The organism is Candidatus Venteria ishoeyi, from assembly GCF_030378065.1.
GTDB lineage: Bacteria > Pseudomonadota > Gammaproteobacteria > Beggiatoales > Beggiatoaceae > Venteria > Venteria ishoeyi.
Genome location: NZ_JAUCGJ010000067.1, coordinates 1 through 19942, shown reverse-complemented (window position 1 = coordinate 19942; position 19942 = coordinate 1). Strand labels below are relative to the sequence as shown.

15 protein-coding genes are annotated in these 19942 nt (G+C 42.4%); 7 read left to right on the top strand and 8 right to left on the bottom strand.

The genetic code is table 11. The features are described from left to right. Positions 1-268, top strand: a 268-nt coding sequence (locus tag QUF61_RS16700) for a hypothetical protein (protein WP_289682737.1), incomplete at its 5' end; no start/stop codon positions are given. Between the two features lie 33 nt (positions 269-301). Here QUF61_RS16700 and QUF61_RS16695 read toward each other — a convergent pair. The 6 genes from QUF61_RS16695 to QUF61_RS16670 all read right to left on the bottom strand — a co-directional run bounded on the left by QUF61_RS16695 (position 302) and on the right by QUF61_RS16670 (position 9293). Continuing rightward, positions 302-1264, bottom strand: coding sequence for an Rpn family recombination-promoting nuclease/putative transposase (locus QUF61_RS16695; RefSeq protein WP_289682735.1), 963 nt, complete (start codon positions 1262-1264; stop codon positions 302-304). Between the two features lie 83 nt (positions 1265-1347). Then, complete coding sequence (locus tag QUF61_RS16690; protein WP_289682734.1) at positions 1348-3687, bottom strand: tetratricopeptide repeat protein; 2340 nt, start codon at positions 3685-3687, stop codon at positions 1348-1350. Between the two features lie 269 nt (positions 3688-3956). Then, positions 3957-4922: a GDP-L-fucose synthase gene (gene fcl / locus QUF61_RS16685; RefSeq protein ID WP_289682732.1), complete on the bottom strand. Its 966-nt coding sequence runs from the start codon at positions 4920-4922 to the stop codon at positions 3957-3959. After that, positions 4915-6003, bottom strand: coding sequence for a GDP-mannose 4,6-dehydratase (gene gmd, locus QUF61_RS16680; RefSeq protein WP_289682730.1), 1089 nt, complete (start codon positions 6001-6003; stop codon positions 4915-4917). The genes fcl and gmd overlap by 8 nt, the downstream gene beginning before the upstream one ends. A 61-nt stretch (positions 6004-6064) precedes the next feature. Beyond that, positions 6065-8239: a secretin N-terminal domain-containing protein gene (locus tag QUF61_RS16675; RefSeq protein ID WP_289682728.1), complete on the bottom strand. Its 2175-nt coding sequence runs from the start codon at positions 8237-8239 to the stop codon at positions 6065-6067. A 34-nt stretch (positions 8240-8273) separates the two neighbouring features. Beyond that, positions 8274-9293: a type II secretion system minor pseudopilin gene (locus QUF61_RS16670; RefSeq protein ID WP_103920030.1), complete on the bottom strand. Its 1020-nt coding sequence runs from the start codon at positions 9291-9293 to the stop codon at positions 8274-8276. Positions 9294-9408: 115 nt separating this feature from the next. Between QUF61_RS16670 and QUF61_RS16665 the strand changes: the two genes are divergently transcribed. Next, positions 9409-10014, top strand: a complete 606-nt coding sequence (locus tag QUF61_RS16665; protein ID WP_286019301.1) for a Uma2 family endonuclease — start codon at positions 9409-9411, stop codon at positions 10012-10014. 58 nt (positions 10015-10072) lie between these two features. Here the strand turns inward: QUF61_RS16665 and QUF61_RS16660 are convergent, their stop codons facing one another. Together QUF61_RS16660 and QUF61_RS16655 are read right to left on the bottom strand one after the other, a co-directional pair. Then, entirely contained in the window at positions 10073-11164 is a 1092-nt protein-coding gene (locus tag QUF61_RS16660; protein ID WP_289682726.1) for a glycosyltransferase, read from the bottom strand. Between the two features lie 138 nt (positions 11165-11302). Further along, on the bottom strand, positions 11303-14461 hold the full coding sequence (locus QUF61_RS16655; protein ID WP_289682725.1) for a beta-propeller domain-containing protein: 3159 nt from the start codon (positions 14459-14461) through the stop codon (positions 11303-11305). Positions 14462-14622: 161 nt separating this feature from the next. Here QUF61_RS16655 and QUF61_RS16650 point away from each other — a divergent pair, with 161 nt between their 5' ends. The 5 genes from QUF61_RS16650 to QUF61_RS16630 all read left to right on the top strand — a co-directional run bounded on the left by QUF61_RS16650 (position 14623) and on the right by QUF61_RS16630 (position 19782). Then, positions 14623-15183, top strand: a complete 561-nt coding sequence (locus QUF61_RS16650) for a Uma2 family endonuclease (RefSeq protein ID WP_289682724.1) — start codon at positions 14623-14625, stop codon at positions 15181-15183. Further along, the gene (locus QUF61_RS16645; RefSeq protein ID WP_289682722.1) at positions 15180-15656 is read left to right on the top strand and encodes a DUF29 domain-containing protein; all 477 of its coding nucleotides are present in this window, start codon (positions 15180-15182) and stop codon (positions 15654-15656) included. The genes QUF61_RS16650 and QUF61_RS16645 overlap by 4 nt, the downstream gene beginning before the upstream one ends. A gap of 42 nt (positions 15657-15698) precedes the next feature. Beyond that, the gene (locus QUF61_RS16640; protein ID WP_289682721.1) at positions 15699-16286 is read left to right on the top strand and encodes a Uma2 family endonuclease; all 588 of its coding nucleotides are present in this window, start codon (positions 15699-15701) and stop codon (positions 16284-16286) included. Between the two features lie 318 nt (positions 16287-16604). Continuing rightward, positions 16605-18185, top strand: a complete 1581-nt coding sequence (locus QUF61_RS16635; protein ID WP_289682719.1) for a hypothetical protein — start codon at positions 16605-16607, stop codon at positions 18183-18185. A 40-nt stretch (positions 18186-18225) separates the two neighbouring features. Then, positions 18226-19782 carry a hypothetical protein gene (locus tag QUF61_RS16630; protein WP_289682718.1) on the top strand — a complete coding sequence of 519 codons (1557 nt, stop codon included), beginning with the start codon at positions 18226-18228 and terminating at the stop codon, positions 19780-19782. Positions 19783-19942: the final 160 nt, after the last annotated feature.

The following is a 19942-nucleotide window of genomic DNA, read 5'->3' as shown; positions in this document are numbered from 1 at the left end:
ATCCCCTGTGACCTGTATAGTACGCTGTGTACGCTTCACCTCTCTTGTTCACGTTTGCAGCAGACTTAACCGCTTGCAACGCTCCGCCAAAGGCGCAACACTCGCTACTGGTGGTTGGTTAGACCTTTTTGTAATCAATTGCTTGATTACACCAGACAGAGACTTTCACTCTGTTAGAAATGACAAGCTTCGCTTGTCGCACAATGAGTTTCCTCAAAACTGTCTGTATGCTATTGAGCAATTATTAGACAGTGATTTTTATCCTTAGTGGCTGAATGGTTACCCGAGAATTGCCGGTAATTTACAATAGTTCTATTTGTGCTATTGATAAACCGGTAACTTCGGCAATGGTTGCGGCAGGAATTCCGGCCTGTTTCATATTTTTGGCAGTGATTAAAATACCTTTTTCTATGCCGCGATCTTCCCCAATCAATATGCCTTCTGCTTTACCTTCTGCTTTACCTTCTGCTTTACCTTCTGCTTTACCTTCTGCTTTGCCTTCTGCTTTGCCTTCTGCCTTGCCTTCCAGTTTTGCTGCAATATAGCTGGATTCGTAGATACTGGCTTCATAATGCAGTTGTTCCTGATGGTATTCATAGGCACTACGTTCCTGCTCATTCATTTTGAGTACATCCAGCGTCTCTTTCGCCTGTCTGAGTCCTCTCGCGGTAAAATCTTCTTTAATCTGCTCATTTTTAAGAAAATAAATCCATTCATCCAGGCTGTCTTTGGCAATATTATTAAAATTTTTGACTTCAATCAAATAGTATTCTGGGTAAATATCTGCAATTTTTTCTACCTTATACAGCTTTCTCTGGTCTTCGCTGAGTTCTAAAATGCTGTGATTGTGCATTCCCATAAAATTGGTTGTGCCGTGATAGATATAATCGTCGCCTTTGCCAAAGTCAAAATACAAAATATTCACTGAAATCACTTTACTGACTTCCGCGTAAGCAGCACCTTCCATTAAGTGTTCACTGATGGTTTTGGAACTGGCGAACAGGATTCTTTGCAGATAGTCCAGTTCCCGTAAATACTGTATTTCAATGATAATAATCTGCTGATTAGCATCAATGACTTTAATATCAACCCGGTTATATTTATCAAAACCTTTATCCTGGTTACTTTCGCTTTCCAAAACTTCAAGGATGTGGATTTCAGTAAACAGCAACTCGCTTAAAAAACCTTCGAGTATGCCGAAGTTGGCTTTGCTTCTAAGGATTTTTTTAATGGCCCAGTCAAAGCTGATGAGTTTTCTTGGCATAACTGCTGTCTCTTGTATACATCATGAGTTTGGTTTTTTGATAAATTTTTGCACAGCAAAATAGGGTAACTATCTACTCTATATTATAAGGGGAATGTAATTATTGCTTGTTCCTGGGGTGATGATGAGGCTTCAATATAAGTTTGCCATATATCTTGATAGTGTTGTTCTAATTCCTTAGTAAATCCCGTTGCATCCATCAACGGCGAATTTTGTAAACGCCCACGCATACTTGTCCGTAAATTTTGCAGTTTATCTATATCCTGTGCCAGCATTACAGCCGTTTCAATATAAGCCTGTGCATTATCAACTGCTAATTCAGCAAGCCCGACAGCGGATAAAATACTTAAACTCATCCGCGAAACATGGTTTTGACCATATAGGCTTATTACTGGACACCCCATCCACAAGCTTTCGCAAGTGGTTGTTGCACCGTTGTAAGGATACGTATCCAAACAAATATCCACTTCATGATAGATTTTCAGCGCTATTTCTAAAGAACGCGCATAGTCTTTGATAATCAGGCGTTCTGAGGCTATACCATATTGCGCAAAGCGTTTGCGGATAATTGTTTTAAAATTGCGTAACAAGTCTCCAGACTGGCGAACTTTGAGTAATAAACGACTGTCTGGCACACGCGCAAGAATGGCTGCCCAATGTTTAATCTGAGTATTTGTTATTTTGTTATAGGCATTAAACGAACCAAAGGTAATATAGTTTTTGCTTAAGGCGGGTAATGGGTTTGCAGTAATATCTTTGGTTATATCAGCAGGTTGATAACAAAAATAACTATCAGGCATTCTTAATAATTGTTCACTGCTGAATTGTTCCGCGCCTTCCGGCTCAACATAAGCATCTGTCAGACGATAATCAATGGCGCTTAAGCCGGTGGTATCGGAATAACCTAAATACGCCATCTGTACAGGCGCAGGTTTTCTTGCAAAAACCAGAATTCGGTTTTTTCCGGTATGCCCCATTAAATCTACTAGAATATCAATCTTGTCTCGACGAATGATATTGGCCAACTCATCATCAGTCCATTCCATACAGTCCCGCCAACCACCGTTACAATACCCCTTAAAGCGTTCAGTTACAGCATCTTGATGTGTATTATTGTAATAACAGAAAACGGCTACTTTTTTGGGATCATGGCTTGAGAGAATGGGTTCAATAAAATAAGCAACAGAATGATCCCTAAAATCTTGCGACATATAACCAATCCGTAGCTGCTGCCCGGTTCCTGATGAGATTCTATGTGGTGGGCTGGTTAGTGCCAATGGCTGGGCAAATAAACGATCAAATTCACAATGAGCCGTATAAACTTCTTCCTGGGTATATTCTGGAGAATAATGCATGTCCAATAAATAACTTGAATATAATATAACATCGTCTTCAGCATGGATTGGATGTTTGCTATGTTCACCATTAATGCGCAACAGTATCATGCGAACTACTTGCTCTACATATGCTTGTTGTTCAGTTGGTAATTGGGATGGTAGCTGCTTTAATATTTCTGTAGCATGGCTAAATAGTCTCCAATCACTGGCAAATTGTGCAGAATATATACCCAAATAAATTGTATCTTCCTGTCTTTCAAGTTCTACCCTCATTCCTTGGGTAAGTATTTCCAAGGCAGCTTTTTCTTGTCCCTGTTTCACCTGATTAGCAGCAAGAGAATAATAATATCCAGGTAGTGAAGCCTGGTTGATAAGTCTGGTATAAATATTTTCAGCTGTTGCAAGTTCTCCCGCTGCTTCATAAGCTTTAGCCAATACTACCAAGCTTTCCACATCATTTTGTGTCAAGGCACATGCCTTGTGTGCGAGATCTTTTGCCTGTTGCGGGTTTTCCTGTTCTATCGCTAAATCTGCGTATAGTTTGTAACAACTGCTATGATCAGGGAATTGTTGAATACATTGTTGATAACAATGTTCTGCTTCTGTATATTTTTCCAGGCGTTGATAGGCATCCCCCACCGTGGCAAAAATACTGGCACCAGGATGTCTTGCCAAGGCTTGATTGCCATAAAAAACAGCTTGCTCAGCATTATCTAATTCCAGTGATAGCTGAGCCAGAGAAAAATAGGCAATTTCCAGGTTTGGGTTTGCAGCAATGGCTTGCTTAAAATAGGTTTCAGCCATTTCTTTTTGTAATTGCCCCTTGCCTGCCAAGCGCCATAAGGTTTGCCCTAACCCATCAAGAGCAATGGCTTCTTCAGGGTTCTGTTTAAGTGCCTGGCGATATGCTTTTTCGGCTTCCTGGTATTGATGTGTGGTTCGGTATATGGTGGCAAGTGTCGTTAGAAATCCTGCATTATTGGGTGCTAATTTAACTGCTTTTTGTGCATGATGAATAGCTTGCTGAGTAAGTTGCTTTTGTTTTCCAGCAAGCATTTTATTCACATTTTGGGTAAGCTCATTCATGAGTAGTACTGCATATATATGTAATGCAGCAGCATCATTGGGGGATTTTTTCAAAAGCTTTTGGCAACGTCTTTTGGCCTGGGCAAAGTTTCCAGCTTCATAGGCCTGTACTACAGTTTTGAAAAGTTGCTGTACTGACATGGAACCCTCTTTGCTGCTCAAGTTTTAAAAGTTTAGTACCATAATCAATTACCCTTAAATGGTCAAGCTATTGAAAAATAAAATAGGGCATCATAAGGTATATCGGGATAGTGATTCATGACGGATTTTTATAAGCGTACATCATCATGCGCGACAAACCACTGATAGGTATCACGTAAACCTGCTTCCAAACTGATTTTGGCCTGCCAGCCTAAACCATTGAGTTTAGATACGTCCAGTAATTTACGTGGCGTTCCATCCGGCTTGCTGCTATCAAATATCAGTGCACCAGGAAATGCCGTAACTGCTTTAATAGTTTCCGCTAACTCTCGAATACTCACTTCCTGCCCGGTGCCAACATTTAAATGTGATAGCATGGACTTTGCTTGTATTTGATAGTGGGCTTTATCCTGCTGCATAACAAATAAACAGGCCTGGGCTAAATCATCCACATGTAAAAATTCACGTCGGGCATTGCCGCTTCCCCAGATTTCCACCTGGGATTCGTTATTAAGTTTGGCTTCATGAAAACGCCGCAGCAAGGCGGGAATCACATGGCTGTTTTGCGGGTGAAAATTATCATGAGGCCCGTATAAATTGGTAGGCATGACTGAGCGGAAATCCGTATGATATTGGCGATTATAGGATTCGCAGAGCTTAATACCGGCAATTTTGGCCACTGCATAGGGTTCGTTGCTGGATTCCAGTAGACCGGAAAGCAGCGCATCTTCACGCATGGGTTGATTGGCGAATTTGGGATAAATACAGGAACTGCCTAACAGTAACAGGCTTTTAACCGAGTTCTGATAGGCTGCATGAATCACATTGCATTCCATCATCAAATTTTGATAAATAAATTCAGCGGGGTAGGTGTTATTGGCATAAATACCTCCCACTTTTGCTGCTGCTAAAATCACATAATCCGGCTTTTCCTGCTGGAAAAAATAGGTAACAGCAGCCTGATTGGTTAAGTCCAACTCAGCGTGTGTACGTAACAATAAATTATCAAAGCCATTATTTTCCAGGCAACGCAGCAAGGCTGAACCCACTAGGCCACGATGTCCGGCAACATAAATTTTATCCTGTTTATTCATGGTAATTGAATACCTTATAGCCTTCTTTTTTAATCAGCGCATCACGCTCAGCCGCTTGTAAATCTGTGGCAGCCATTTCTTTGACCAAATCCATAAAAGCAATTTTTGGTGTCCAGCCAAGTTGTTGCTTGGCTTTGCTGGGGTCGCCTAATAAGGTTTCCACTTCGGTGGGTCGAAAATAACGTTGGTCAACTGCGACTATCTGTTTACCCGTCTTTTTATCATAGCCTTTTTCATCAATGCCCTGACCTTCCCAAGTTACTACTATGCCTATTTCCTGCGCAGCCAAACTGACAAATTCGCGCACTGAGTGCTGCTCACCGCTGGCAATGACAAAATCATCCGGCTTATCCTGCTGTAACATTAACCATTGCATTTCCACGTAGTCTTTAGCATGCCCCCAGTCACGTTTGGCATCCAGGTTGCCAAGATATAAACAGTCTTGCAAGCCCAACTTGATACGCGCTAAGGCGCGGGTTATCTTTCGGGTGACAAAAGTTTCCCCCCGAATTGGCGATTCATGATTAAATAAAATGCCGTTGCAGGCATACATGCCATAAGCTTCACGGTAATTAACCACAATCCAGTAAGAATAAAGTTTTGCCGCAGCATAAGGTGAACGGGGATAAAAAGGGGTTTTTTCCGTCTGCGGCGTTTCCTGAACCTTGCCAAATAACTCAGATGTGGAAGCCTGATAAAAGCGTGTTTTTTGCTCCAAGCCTAAAATCCGAATGGCTTCTAATAAACGCAAAGTACCAATAGCATCGGCATTTGCAGTATATTCTGGTTCTTCAAATGATACTGCAACATGGCTTTGCGCTGCCAGGTTGTAAATCTCATCCGGTTGCACCTGCTGAATAATACGCAGCAAGCTGCTGGAGTCGGTCATATCGCCATGATGCAGAATTAGATCACGATGTTGCTCATGGGGGTCTTGATAAAGGTGATCAATACGATCCGTATTAAACAATGAGGTACGGCGTTTGATGCCATGCACTTCATAAGCTTTTTTAATTAGAAGTTCTGCCAAATAGGCACCATCTTGTCCGGTGATTCCGGTAATCAGTGCGCGTTTTGTCACTTTATGCTCCAATTCTATAATTAGGTAAATAATTGCCAGATATCTGACAGATAATATATATTCAAGGGGTCTTATCTGTATTAAGTTTGCTGCTCAAATCGAGAATTTCCTCTGGTATTCCCTCATGTAAACGTTCCCGCCAGTCTTTTTTAGGCAAGGGGGTTTCAATATGCAGTTGCTCACGAAATGCCTCAGTAATAGCCTGGGCTTCATCATTATCATTTAAAATATAAGGAATAATCATAATGAGTAATTCACTACGGGTTTCAGATACCTTGTCCGCCCGAAATAAACGCCCGATACCGGGAATATCTTTCAACACGGGTATACCACTCTCACCATAGCTACGGCTGACATCAATCAAGCCCCCCAGCAATACAGATCCCCCATCTCTAAGGCTAAGGTGAGTTTGAATATTACGGTTAGTGATAACGGGTGAAGAAATAGCACTGATAGTATTTTCTTCTGCTTTACTAACTTCCTGACTGATTTCCAAGTCAACCTTATTACCGGCATGAACCACAGGTTTAATGTTGAGTAAAATTCCGGTGCTGCGATATTGGATCTCTTGTAAGACTGTATTGGCATTTCCACTATCGATATTACCCCCCTGCTGACTGGTTACTACCGGCACTTCTGTACCCACGGAAATAGAAGCACTTTCGCCACTTTTAACCATTAAACGTGGATTGGAAAGTAAATTCAATCGGCTATTAGAAGCAAAGGCATTAAGGACTGCGCGGGTATCTCCAGCACTGTTCAGGGTATAAGTCAGCCCGGAACCACCAAGACCGAGACTGCCTAAAGTACCCAATGTGCCACCCAGATCACCCAAGCCAACACCTTTCATTAAAAAGTCAACTCCCAACTCTTCCTTATCCGTAAGGAGTACCTCAGCGGCAATAACCTCAATCAATACCTGTTTGACCGGTTTATCCAGGATTTTAATAATTTGTAATAAACGCCCCCAGCTAGATGCTTTACCTTGAAAAATCAAAATATTGCGGGTTTCATCTACCACTAACTGCTCTTCTTGTAAACCCGTTTGAACTTGTTGGGCCTTAGCAGTACCTGGTTTTTTAGCACTGATTGCTGATTTGGTCTTAGAAGAACTCAGGGTTGATTTCAGTAAGGGGTCTAAAACCTCCATTAAGGTTTTTGCACGGGTGTGTTCAACAGGATAACTGAATAAATTTAATTGCTCTTGCTTTTGCCCCTCTTGATCCAAAGTAGTCACCCAGGAACGCACATAATCAAGAATTTGTTGGCTTGGTGCAAAAATAATCAGGCTGTTAATACTCTTAATGGGCATGATAATTGTGCTGCCATCAGCGTTGGGCCCCCCTTTTTTGGTGACGGCATAGCCCTGGCTACCCAGAATTTCTTCCAGGGATTTCGCCAGTTCATATACTTCCATAAAAATGGGATTAACCCGCAAGCTATAACGACTGCGCATATAAGGTTTATCAAAAAGCCTGATAAGTTCCAGTGCTTGCCGGATATTATCTGGTTTACCGCTGAGCATTAAGCTATTGATATCATGATCGATAGAGATTTTTAAGCCATGTTTTGGATAAATCTGTTGTAACCAGGTACGTAATTTATTGGGTTTTACTACATGAACCGGTACCAGTTGGAAAATTGGACGATGAGAAACTGGCACTTCCGGCAAGGTGGTGCCGGTAATGATTAACGGTGGTTTACTGAAACCCGCGTGCTTGGATGAGGCAAATTTCAAAAAACCATTTTGCTCAATAATTGCAACCCCATAGTCTTGTAGTACCAGTCTCGCCTGAATAAACATCTGCTCAGGTGTGATTGCTTTCAGTACCCGAAAGGTCACCAGGTCTTTTTTCTTTTTTAAGTCTGGTGTAATCTGGAAAGATAAACCTAATAAATTGGCAAAAACCTCATTAATAAAAGCAGGTAAGGGCAGATTATCGACACTGATGCTGACGGGGGTCTTGGTTGGAATTGAAGGCAGTTGATCTTTGATGTCTCCAATAATTCTACTGGTTTCGAGCCTGGCAGAGTTAGGCGTTGAGACAAAACGGGAATGCAATTTTTCAGCAGATTCTTTTTTCTGAATACTAGGAGCGGTGACTTCCTGTAAATCCGGCAAGGGTTGGCGCAAAGGTTTAGGCATTATTTCATGCTTGGGGTGTTGCGTACATGCACTGCTAAAAAATAACAGCAAACTCAATAGCAACATATAAACATAGACTTTAAATTTCATTGGCTTTTCTTTGAATACCTGTGAAAGGGTTGTTTTAAGGTGTAACGGGATAAGATAGCAATTTACTGCTTACAGGCAGTGCTGGATGTTGATACAAGGCATGTATAGGACTTTCAATAGCATATTTGACTTGCCAGGGCGCAATATCACTATTGGGTGTGAGATAGAAATGGTGCTGCTTCATATGCAAGCTATCATCCTGCCAGAGAGTGAAACGAATCCCATAACCAGGGAAAAAAATTGTTTCCAGAATATCAAAACTTGTGTACCCCCCCAAAGCATTAAGTAACTGCAATTCTTTATAAAATGCACGGCGCTGACGCTTGGAAACGATTTGCTGCGCCTGCTTGGTACTCATGCCGGATAAAGTTTGCAAGACGGTAATGGGAGCGGTATTGATATTGATAAGATTAGCCGATAAGGTAGTTGTTAGTTGTGTCCAGTCACGATTTTGCCATAAAATAGGATGTTTATCCCAGTGTAGAATATTAGCAACCTGTTCAGGCGTCCATAAATAATGATTATCAGGCGGCATACGCTGCGTTGCAATATATTCTATACTTTCCGCACCATTTAAGCGTTTTAAATCATCCCTGTCGACATAATCCACAAGCTTTGCCAGCAATGGATTTTGTTCTTCTGGAGGAACACCGATTAAGCCTAATAAGCGGCGAATACGCTTCTTATGTAAAATACCGACACTGACCAAACCCCGCGCATCCTGCAAGGCGAATCTTGTTTGTCCCAGCCCCTTATAAATCTGGTTATCCAGTTTTAACAGTTCTTTTTTTATTACTTTTTCTGTTGTTTTTGAAGCAGTCGTTGGCATCAAAAGCCCACCGGCTGTCATATACTGAGTTCCCAATAAATAGAGAACCGTAACCTTAGTGCTTTGCAAATCAAGCGCAGCCTGGGTATCTTCTGCCGATTGTGTTGCCAAATCCAGTGCCTGTTGCGTCCATAGCGCAAAGCTGCTGGCGGCAATGGTCATGCCCGCAAGTATCCACAGCGTGGCAACCAGTATAAAGCCCTGCGGCTGTTTAGGAATACGCATATGGACAAATAGTAAATGAATAAAGCAATCGTTTAAGGGGATAACAGCAGACCATTTTAAAACACCGGGGATATATCAGCAAATTTCAGTATAAAATAATTTTCAGGCTATAATTATGCTTTTAAAAATATGCAGCGAGGTCAACATGTCCGCATTAAGAAAAACTATACTCAATGTTGAAGAATACCTGGCTGCTGAAGCCTTAGCGGATATTCGCCATGAATATATTGCCGGTAATATCTATGCCATGGCAGGTGCGACTGAAAGACATAACCGCATTGCTGGCAATCTATTTTTTCAGCTTCGCAATGTTGCTCGTGGCAGTAACTGTGGCGTATTTATGAGTGACATGAAACTGCGTACAAAAATAAAAAATACCGCAGACACCTGTTTTTATTACCCCGATGTCATGCTGGGCTGTGATACCAGCGATGATCACCCTAATTACAAAACCCAACCCTGCCTGATTGCAGAAGTCCTGTCACCCTCAACCGAAACCATTGATCGCCGTGAAAAATTGCTGGCATATAAAAATATTCCCAGCCTGAAATATTATCTGCTGGTTTCTTCCATACAGACACAAGTTGAATATTATGAAAAAAATGAACAGGGGCAATGGCTGAAAGCCGTTTTAGAAGCCCATGAATTTATCAATGTACACTGTGGTCATTACCATGCCAGCCTGTGTCTTGAGGATATTTATGAGGATGTACGCTGGTAATCCTGTTCTATTTCAAGAATCTTCACAAGGCTTTTCCAAAATACTTAATATGACAAGCTCACTTAGACCATATAATTTCTCGCATCTGTTCAATAAAATAACGCTGGTCAAATCCCTGCGCCTGTTTTTCACAGGCACTACGCATGAATCGTGCTTGTTGTGGGGTCATTGCTGTAACCGCCGCAATAATTTGCTCAACTGAAGGATCGGGCGGTAATAAAAAACCCGTTTCTTCTGCAATGATGCTTTCTAATAGCCCCCCTTCTGCAACACCGATTACAGGTTTTCCCGCCGCCATCGACTCAACAGGTGACATGCCAAAGTCTTCATCTTTGGGGATATATAAGGTAGCAATGGCATTACCTATCAGTTTTTTCAGTGCGGCATCATCCAGCCAGCCGCTAAATTGAATATTGTCCGCTGCTGCCGCCATGCCTTGCAAGCGTTTCAGTTCCGGGCCGCCAGAGGTAATCAGTAATTTTTTATCCGGCATCTGCAAAAAAGCCTGTACCAGTCTATCCACCCGCTTTAAGGGATCTAAACGTCCAGTGGATAAATAATAATCGCCCTGCCCCAGCCAGCGCAAAGCCTGGGTATCACAGGGTGGATACACCACCTGGGCATCCTGTTTAAGATAATGTTGTATACGCTGCTGAATATTTTGAGAATTGGCAATAACCACATCCATCTGCTGTACTGCCTGCTCATAACGCGGTTGTAACCAATCACTGAAAGCATTTAGCAACGGGCGCAAAGGGACGGGAATCTGAGACAAATAAAAATCACGTTGATCATAAATAAAACGTGGCGGGGTATGACAATACAGGATATTACGTCCCTGTTGATGCTGCTTGATTGCCAGTGGGCTGTAAAAACCGCTGTAAATTGCCGTAGCATAATTCTGTAAAAAACCTGTTTTGCCCTGAAACGCCTGGGCTAAACGGTATTGTCGCCACAGTGGTATAGCACTACGACTGTCCAGGCTATAAAATTGCCCCTGTTGTCGAGCAGTATGGGTAAAAGGGTGGTGCTTTGTGGCAAAACCACAGGCTAACGCTGCATTCAACCCCTCTGCCAGGACACTACTTAAACGCCCCCCACCTTCCAGGGACTCAAAATAATCATGTAAAATGATAGTTTTTTTTTGCATTTGTTGTATTGATGTTATCGCTTTACTTTTAAGTACAGCTTATCAAAAGACCTTCCAGGTTTTTAAAACCTGGAAGGTCTGGTCGCTGAGGGATAAGGCCCCTTCAAGGGGGAAGGTATCCCTGAATCACTGCCTATCCTACGGCACCTGTATCATCGGCGGATTAATAGGCTCAGCCGTAATCTCCGCAAAACCTGCCGCATGATACACTTGTTGCGTTCCAATGGCTGATTTTCTCGTATCGTGGCAATGGTTCACCGTGCCTTGTAACTGTGGTGCCTGCTTGTCATTCAGCACATAAACCTGGCAAACATCCGCATTATCCGTTGTCGGTGTGGGCCACATCACATCATAATAATAAACCGCCTGTTTATGTAACAAAACGCGCTGGTCTTTTGCAGCGCGGATATACCATTGCCCGTCAAATACCCAGTGTCCACTTTCTTTTAGCTGCTGGTCTGTAATCTGAAAATGGAATATATGGGTTTGCCGCCCATATTCCGGTGCAAACCCATTAGTCATATTTGTACCAACTATATTCACAGGCATAGCGATACTGCAAGTAACATATAAACCCTGGGTTGTATAAGTTGTGGTGTAATAATCACATTGCTCAATACGCAAACTGTCCAGCATCCGCAATTGCTTATTATCCAGTGTCAACAGATTTAATGCCATTGCATCATTCCAGCGTTTTGGTTTTTCCTGAGTCACAAATAATGGCCCTGGATAAGCGGCAATCAACATACCGGGTATGGATAATGGTGAATGCTCTTTAATCACTTCCGGCATTAAACTAAAATGCTGTAACTGCCATTCCAGTGCAGTGGGATAATAATACATGTCCTCAGGCATTCCGCCGCTGCTGAGGTCATCTGTCATATTAGGTTTTACAACTGGTTCACTCGCCATCAGTAAAGGCTGGATATTAGCCTCATGACTTGCTGAGAAATAAAAATTATCCCCCACCACAAAACCGGCACTTTGTTGATAGCTGTTGTTTTCAGTGTCGGATGCAAATACCGGTGATAATTCCCCGGTTTCAAGATTCAAAGCTTGCAAGCTTAATGGACTGTTTTGATAAAACACCACATTTTCAGCACCTAGCGCAATCTGGCGCAGGGGTTTATCCAGATTCCAATGTTGTCGGGGTTGAGGTTCCGCGTCATTTGTATCACCAATATCATAATCATAAAAACGATAATAACCACTGTCGCCATAAGCCGCTGCCCAAAGGTGTGGCTTAGCCTGTGCATCATAAGCCAGTTGCAGCCAGGTTATATTTTTTGCCAGCTCTAATTCTCCCAGTAATTTCGGCTCATCATTAAGCACGCTGGCAGTTAACAAACTTTGCCCACTGAGTATACCCAGTATATCCGGCTCTAATAACAAACCACGCTCGGCAGGCACATCCAGCGCCAGCAGACCCATATCCTTAAATTCATTATTTTGCAGACGGGCAATTTGCAAATAATTTTGCTGCTCGGCTTGATAACTGTTGACTGGTGCAGCTACCAAACCACTGTTCCAGTCCAGCAGCAAGGCGCGTTCATCTTCAGTAGAGGGTGAATAACTATAATTAACTGGCGTATCTTTAAACGGGGTTAAACGATCCAGCAAACTAAGCTGATGCGGATCGACGACATCAAATAAACTCATGGAAAAACGCCGTACCCGTGCTGTTGCCTCCGTTGTGCCAGGTTGATCATCTATACCGGTGGAAAACAGGCGGTTATTATTAAAAAACAACTTTTCCGACCATCCGGGGACTTCCAGTTCACCGGTAATTACTGGCTGTGCTGGATTGCTTAAATCTATTACCCACAATGGATCGGTGCGCTCATAAGTCACCACATAAGCGGTATCCTTAACAAAACGGGTGGCAAATAAAGCCTCTCCCGGAGCAATATCGCTGACCTTGCCCAGCAGTGGCAAGTCTGTGGATTGCAAATCATAAATACCCAGGGTACTGCCCGCACTGCGATCTTCCGGGCCGTAAACCAGCCGGAACAAATTATTACTGACATTCAAATGAAACTCAGAAGGAATATAGCCCGGTACTTTTAACAGCCCCGCATCCACCAGTGCATCCTGATCCTGGCTTAGATTAAAAACCTGTACCTGCGAGCTGCGCCAATCCTGCGGATTACGTCCGGCAAGCACCAGATAATCGTTGAATATCGCCACTTGTGGACTATAAACATCATTTTGAGCCTGATCGACCAGGTTTAACTGCCCAGCGCTATCCAGTTCCACGGCATAGGTGGCTAATTGCTCAACTGGGTAATGACAGCAAACCAGCGCAACATCCGTAACATCGGGAGCAATCCCATCAACGGGCTGAGGTTCCTGCGCAATCACTTCCTGGTAGACTCTGGAAATCACATAAATACGCGCATTGCGTCGCCGTGACTCCATAAAATAACCGGGTAACTCCAGGCTTTGCTGTAACTTTAACTCGCCGTTAACATCCATTTGAATTACATCCAGCCGCGCCTTATCCTGATCCGCCTGTAAAATAATGGCGCGACCATTCAGCAGATAGAGTTCTTCAGGATAACCCTGTAAGCGCAGACTGGCACTTAAAGACGGTGCGGCGGGATCACTGAGATCAATAATTTGTAATTTTTTAGCGCGTTGATTGACATACCAGAGCTGATGATTTTCTACCTGAAAAATATCTGGTTTTTCAGTTTCTACTGTCGCCCCGCCATCTACAGCGCCAGTATTGTCTTTATCTTCCATTGGCGCGGCATCTATAGTAGGCGCTAACACAGCATCATCCATCACGCCGCTTTCCAGACCCGGTCTATAGTTATCATAAAACCTGTAATCAGACTCGCTGAGAAACTTAACCTGCCCCGGCATCCGCTCATAACCGGCTTCTATGCTTAAAGGAAACAAAGCACCTTCCTGCCAAACGCTGGGATTCAGTGGTGAAGCGCCGGGTGGCAAAGCGAGAAATGCCAGAAAGCAACGGTGCTCTACAGGACAGGTAGATGCCAGCGTGGTAATGGGAAAAGCCTCAAACACCGGCAAATCCACGGCATTGGGGAAAATATGATGCAGGCCATCGGACCAGCCATGATGCGCCTGCCAACTCTGAAACTGCGCCCCCGGTTTAGCATCCATATCAAACCAGATAAGATACGGCTCCACGCCACTCAGCGCCTGATCGCTACCCACCCAAACCTGGTTGTGTGGGTTTTCCTGATTATCCGGTTTGACATCCAGTTCCCAGGCCAAAGCCTGAGTAAACAGCAAGCAAAACAAAGCAATGCCTGATAATGCTTTCATGGTCTTTCTCCCGATATTTGCTTAAACCTAATTAAAATTTTTATTGTCAATCTATCAGTCTAATACCTATTTTCCGGGTAAACTGGAATAACAGGATAAGAGGGAATTTTTACAAGATGAATGTTAAGATTGCCTCAATAATATTTGATGAGGATTGAGACATGTCTGCTGCGACCGAATTAAAAACAGATCCACAAAGCTACTTAAAGCAAGAGCGCCTGAGCAAAGAAAAGCACGAGTTTATTAATCATGAAATATTTGCAATGAGCGGAGCCAGTGCCACGCATAACCTGATTGTTGGGAATCTGATTGGAGAATTACGCAATCGACTAAAACAAGGCCCCTGTTTAACCTACCCCAGTGATTTACGGGTACAGGTTGCAGATAACTACGTCTATCCCGACATCAGCGTTGTTTGTGAAAAACCTGAGTTTATTGACCAGGATAATTTACTCAATCCACAAATCATTATTGAAGTGCTCTCACCCTCCACCGCAGATTATGATCGCGGCGGCAAGTTTGCCTTATATCGCCAACTAGGCAGCCTCCAGGAATATCTGCTGGTTGCTCAGGATCGCCCTTATATAGAGCATTATGTACGTCAGGATACACATAGCTGGCTGCTCAATGAATATCAGGGGCTGGAAACTATTTTAACGCTGCCCAGCCTGCAATGCCAACTGGCCTTGAACGAGGTTTATGCCAAGGTGGTTTGGGAATGAGAGGCGATACAACGAATATCATGCAGCAAGCCTATGAAAAAGATTTTTATGACTGGATTAATAAAAATATTACGTTGCTGAAACAACGGAAATTCTCAGAACTGGATATTGAAATTTTAATTGATGAACTGGAAAGCATGGCAAAACGTGACAAACGGGAACTATTGAGTCGTTTGATGGTGTTAATTGCGCATTTGTTAAAATGGGAGTTTCAAGCTGAGCAACGCAGCGGTAGCTGGCGCGGTTCAATTTGGGAGCAACGAATTAAAATCATGCAGCAATTAGAAGACAGCCCCAGCCTTAAAAATCAAATACCTGAAAGTATTATTAAAGCCTACCCAAATGCTTTAACTTTGGCTGTAAAAGAAACGGGTTTGGCAGATAACAGCTTTCCCCAAAGCTGCCCTTATGCTGTTGAACAATTATTAGACAATGATTTTTACCCTGAGGCACATTATTATAAGTTCAGATAACGCCTTCCTCATAACCTGGAAAATCAAATAACGGTAATACTTATGTTAGCTCAAACAGGCAATCACCCCATCAGTTTTCAGGAATATCTGGAACTGGAAGCACGCAGCGAAGAAAAACATGAATATCATCAGGGGGAAATCTTTCCAATGGCAGGGGCTTCATTAAACCATAATCAGATTATCGGGCAGCTTTACATGTCACTTTATCATTGTCTGCAACAGCAAAAACAGGGCAAGGTATTCATGAACGATGTTAAATTGCACATCGAAAACCTTGACAAGGCAACCTATCCCGACTTGATGGTATTTATGCAGGCTATTGAGTATGCCGATAAAAAACACAGCGTGGTGAGCAACCCCGGCTTAATTATCGAAGTCCTGTCACAATCTACTGCTGATTATGATCACGGCGCAAAGTTCAGCGCCTATCGCAGCCTGCCCGGATTCCAGGAATATTTACTGGTGGATCAATATCAGATGCGCCTGGAACATTATGTCAAAACCGCGCCGCATGAATGGGTTTTCAGAGAATATAGCCAGCCAGATGCTGAAATTCAGTTAGTCTGTCTGGACTGCACGCTTAATCCGGCAAGTATTTATTGTAATATGGAATTCGAGCCACCAGGCTGAAAAACCGTAAACCGTAAACCACTTATCAGCCTAAAAAATCCTTTCATACGTTTGCTGTTTTATCCCATCGTTTTTTTGTATAATCCTGTTTAACCATAGCATGTCAGTATAAAAAATATCTGTAAAAGATAAAATACATGACATGCCACAGAAAATTGCAACGACAACGATAATGCAGAGATTTGGCAAGCTATCGTTTTTTGGGTTTGTGGTTTTTCTGCAAAAAGCGTGGTTTTTTTGTATAATCATGCTTTTCAGTCTGAACAAGATGGTTTATAGTAAAACCTTTAATTTTAAAATTAATAAGGAGTAATTCCCATGAAAAAACGCTTATTAAGTGTTGCTATTGCGGCAAGCCTTAGTATTGGAGCGATGGATGCCTATGCATTGGCAGATCGTACACTAAATGCTCAAGATTCAACCAAAAATGACCTAACAGTCAATTATACCAGTACCATTGATGTTAGTAGCATTTCAGCTTTAGTTTCTGCAGGTACCACCCTGGACTTAAAGGTTCTGTCCAAGGCTGGGGTTGGTTTTGGTGAAACCCGTTATGTCCGTTTTGATTTTACTAATACTGTTTTTGCAACCAATGACCTTGCTGGCGCAAATAATTTAGAAATTCAAGATAGCAGTGGTAATAAATTAGTGGCACCTACCGCAACTGCCAATGGATATGATTTTACAATTAATAGTGTGAGTGGTCATGAAGGTAAACAAGGCGAAAGTCATGTTATTTTCTCTATCAAAGTAGCTGATGATGATCCTGCTTCGATCTATGATCAGGCAATTCCAAGTACTTCTCGCTTTGTATTTAAGCCGGGTGCATCAAGCACTAACCTGGGTATTAATAATACCGATACGATTACTTATCAATATCGTTTATATGAAAAAGAAGTGGGGGCTTCGGATCCCGATAATAACTACTCCTTAGTCAGTGATTCAGGTGATTATGTTCGCTTTTTCCCGCCTTATGAAATCAGTATGGAGGATGCGACACAAGTAGCGGATGTTGCTGAGGACTATACTCGCTTCCTGAATGGTAAGAAAAAAGTTGTATTAGCCTATAATATTAAATTTGCTAAGACAGACACTAAGCATCTCAGCACTGATCAAGCTTCATCTCCTAACTTGCTGCTGCCTGATGGCACAACCGAAGTATCGACTTTAAGTGATATCTTAAAAGACACAACAAGCCTAGAAATCAAAGGTGACTTTTCTGCACTCGCTTCTCCCGGTGGTGTTTATGATAATGCTGCAAAAAACCGAGTATTTCTTGGTGCTACAGGCTGTGTCACCGATACTGCGGCTTCATTACTCAGTGCTGAAAGTGCCACGATTACCATAGGTAATGTTGCAAGTACCGCAGCAGATTCCTTTCTATGTATAGAAACAAATACGGGAATAGCTGCGACAGAAAACGGGGGAACGATTCCGGTATCTACTTATAGCGCAAGCTTGAATGCTGTACCTATTACAGGTCAAGTAGCATTGGAATTTTCCAATATACCTGCAGGTGTAGTGAAACGTAATGGTGCGCAATTAATCACCCCATTCTTTACGCTTAATGAAAGTTATACACCACGTTTTTATTTGATCAACCGCAGTAATCAAGAGGCAGCTTTCAAAATTGCTTTGGGTTCTGATGCGAGTAAACCCATTTCTGCTGGTGAGGTAACAGAAGGTACTATCCCTGCTAATGGCGCACTTTTATTAAAAGGTCCACAGATTGCAACCCCATTAGGTGGGCGTGGTTCTGCTGTATTTACCGTCAATGCACCTTGTAAGCTCATTTCTGGCGTATTCCAGAATCGTACCAATACAACGAGTGATCCTAATATTGGTAGTGGCGACTTTGACAGTATTCCAATGCAAATGCCTCAAGGTATATGTAAGTAAGCTTCTTGTACAAAATAAGATTGATTAAGAGGAAATTGTAATGAAAAAACATATATTAAATCTTGCCATTTGTGCAAGCTTAAGCTTATATGGCGCTCATGTAGCAGCAGCAATAGATTATACTGCTGGAGGTTCTGCAGTAAATTACCCTGCAACTATGAAGTCTACTGGAAAAATAGCTACTCCTGAAAATACAAAATTTAAGCTGGATAAAGCTATTGATTCCGGTATTGCACGTTTTGTACGTATTGAGTTATCGGGAGGTTCTGCAACAACTAAATTCAGTTCTAGTGTGACTGGGCTGAATCTGACTGTTACAAGTAAGACCCCTACTATAAAAGAAGTACAGGGTGGTGCTGGATATAACTATGTAATTTTTCGGGTTGTCCCAACAAGTGCTTCAACAGGTGTTTTGGCTGAACCGTTAGTGGTAGATGATATCGTTAACTTTACATCAGGTTCGATTGATATTGGTGGCAGCTCAGATATTCTGTTCAGTTATGGTTTATTTGAAACCGTCACTGAAGCTGCAAACCCGGATGCGCCAGGCTCTACAGTATTAGCTTCACTGGATAACATGCCTTATATTCACTTTGCTGCACCTTATTCATTGCAGGCTTGGTCTGGAGGGGCAATCGCTGAATTGGTTGCCGATGTAGTGACAGGTTTTACTGAGTTTAAGGATCCACCTAAGCTCCCTAAAACCGGTGTATTGGCTCAATTTAACTTAGCTAAAGCCACAAGTCTCATGGACCCGAGTAGTACTACTGGCTCTTCTATTGCTTTAAGTGGCCTTCTGAGTGATTCAGTATTGACCTTGAATGGAGATTTTAGTTTTATTTTCTCTCAGGATATGACGACTGATACAGGTGTCACGGAAGCCAAACAACGTCTATTTGTTTCTGCCGATGGTAAGTGTGATAATACCTTCAATGATGGTACTACAGACGATATTCCGGTTACTGACATAGCAGAAGACGGTAGTTCTGTATCATTTAATGTAATTAAGGCAGTTCCAACTACAGTTAAATCACTTTCACTGGCGAGTTCAGCTAGTAGTTTCATAGGCTCTAACAAAGTGCTATGTGCGACAACCAATACTGGGGTGGACGGAACTAATGTTACGGGTGAAATTCCAGAAATAGATATTGCCGCTGACTTTATATCAGTGGCTGAATCTGGCTATAGTGCTTATGATTTAAGCAATGTTGTTATCGGTAAAATTAAACACAATGGTGCGCAGTTAATTACCCCATTCTTTACCATGTCAACCCAGTATATTCCACGTTTCTATCTGAATAACCGGGGAGATGCTGAAGCAACTTATGAAATCAAAGTATTATCTGATTTCCCTGAAGGCGATGCCAATGCATTAGTATTGCAAGCAGGCAGTGAGACCGGTACCATTCCTGCCGGTGGTAACTTGTTGCTGAAATCCACAGACTTTATTGCCAGTGGTAAACGTGGTGCGGCTATCTTTAATGTTGCGGGTGAATGTGAAGATATTTCCGGTATTTTCCAGGTACGTACCAGTCGTACTTCCGGGGATTTTGATACCATTCCCATGCAAATGCCAAGTGGTTATTGCATAGACTAAATAAGTGATTGATTCCTCATCCCAGTCGCTGGATCAAAAATGTCTGTAAACAGGTATTTCTGAGACAGAGGCCGGAAATAAGGAAAATTCCATTTAACAAAATAGCCCGGTTCAGTTTTCTGAACCGGGCTGTTTTGTTTTAATAAATAAGGATAAAATA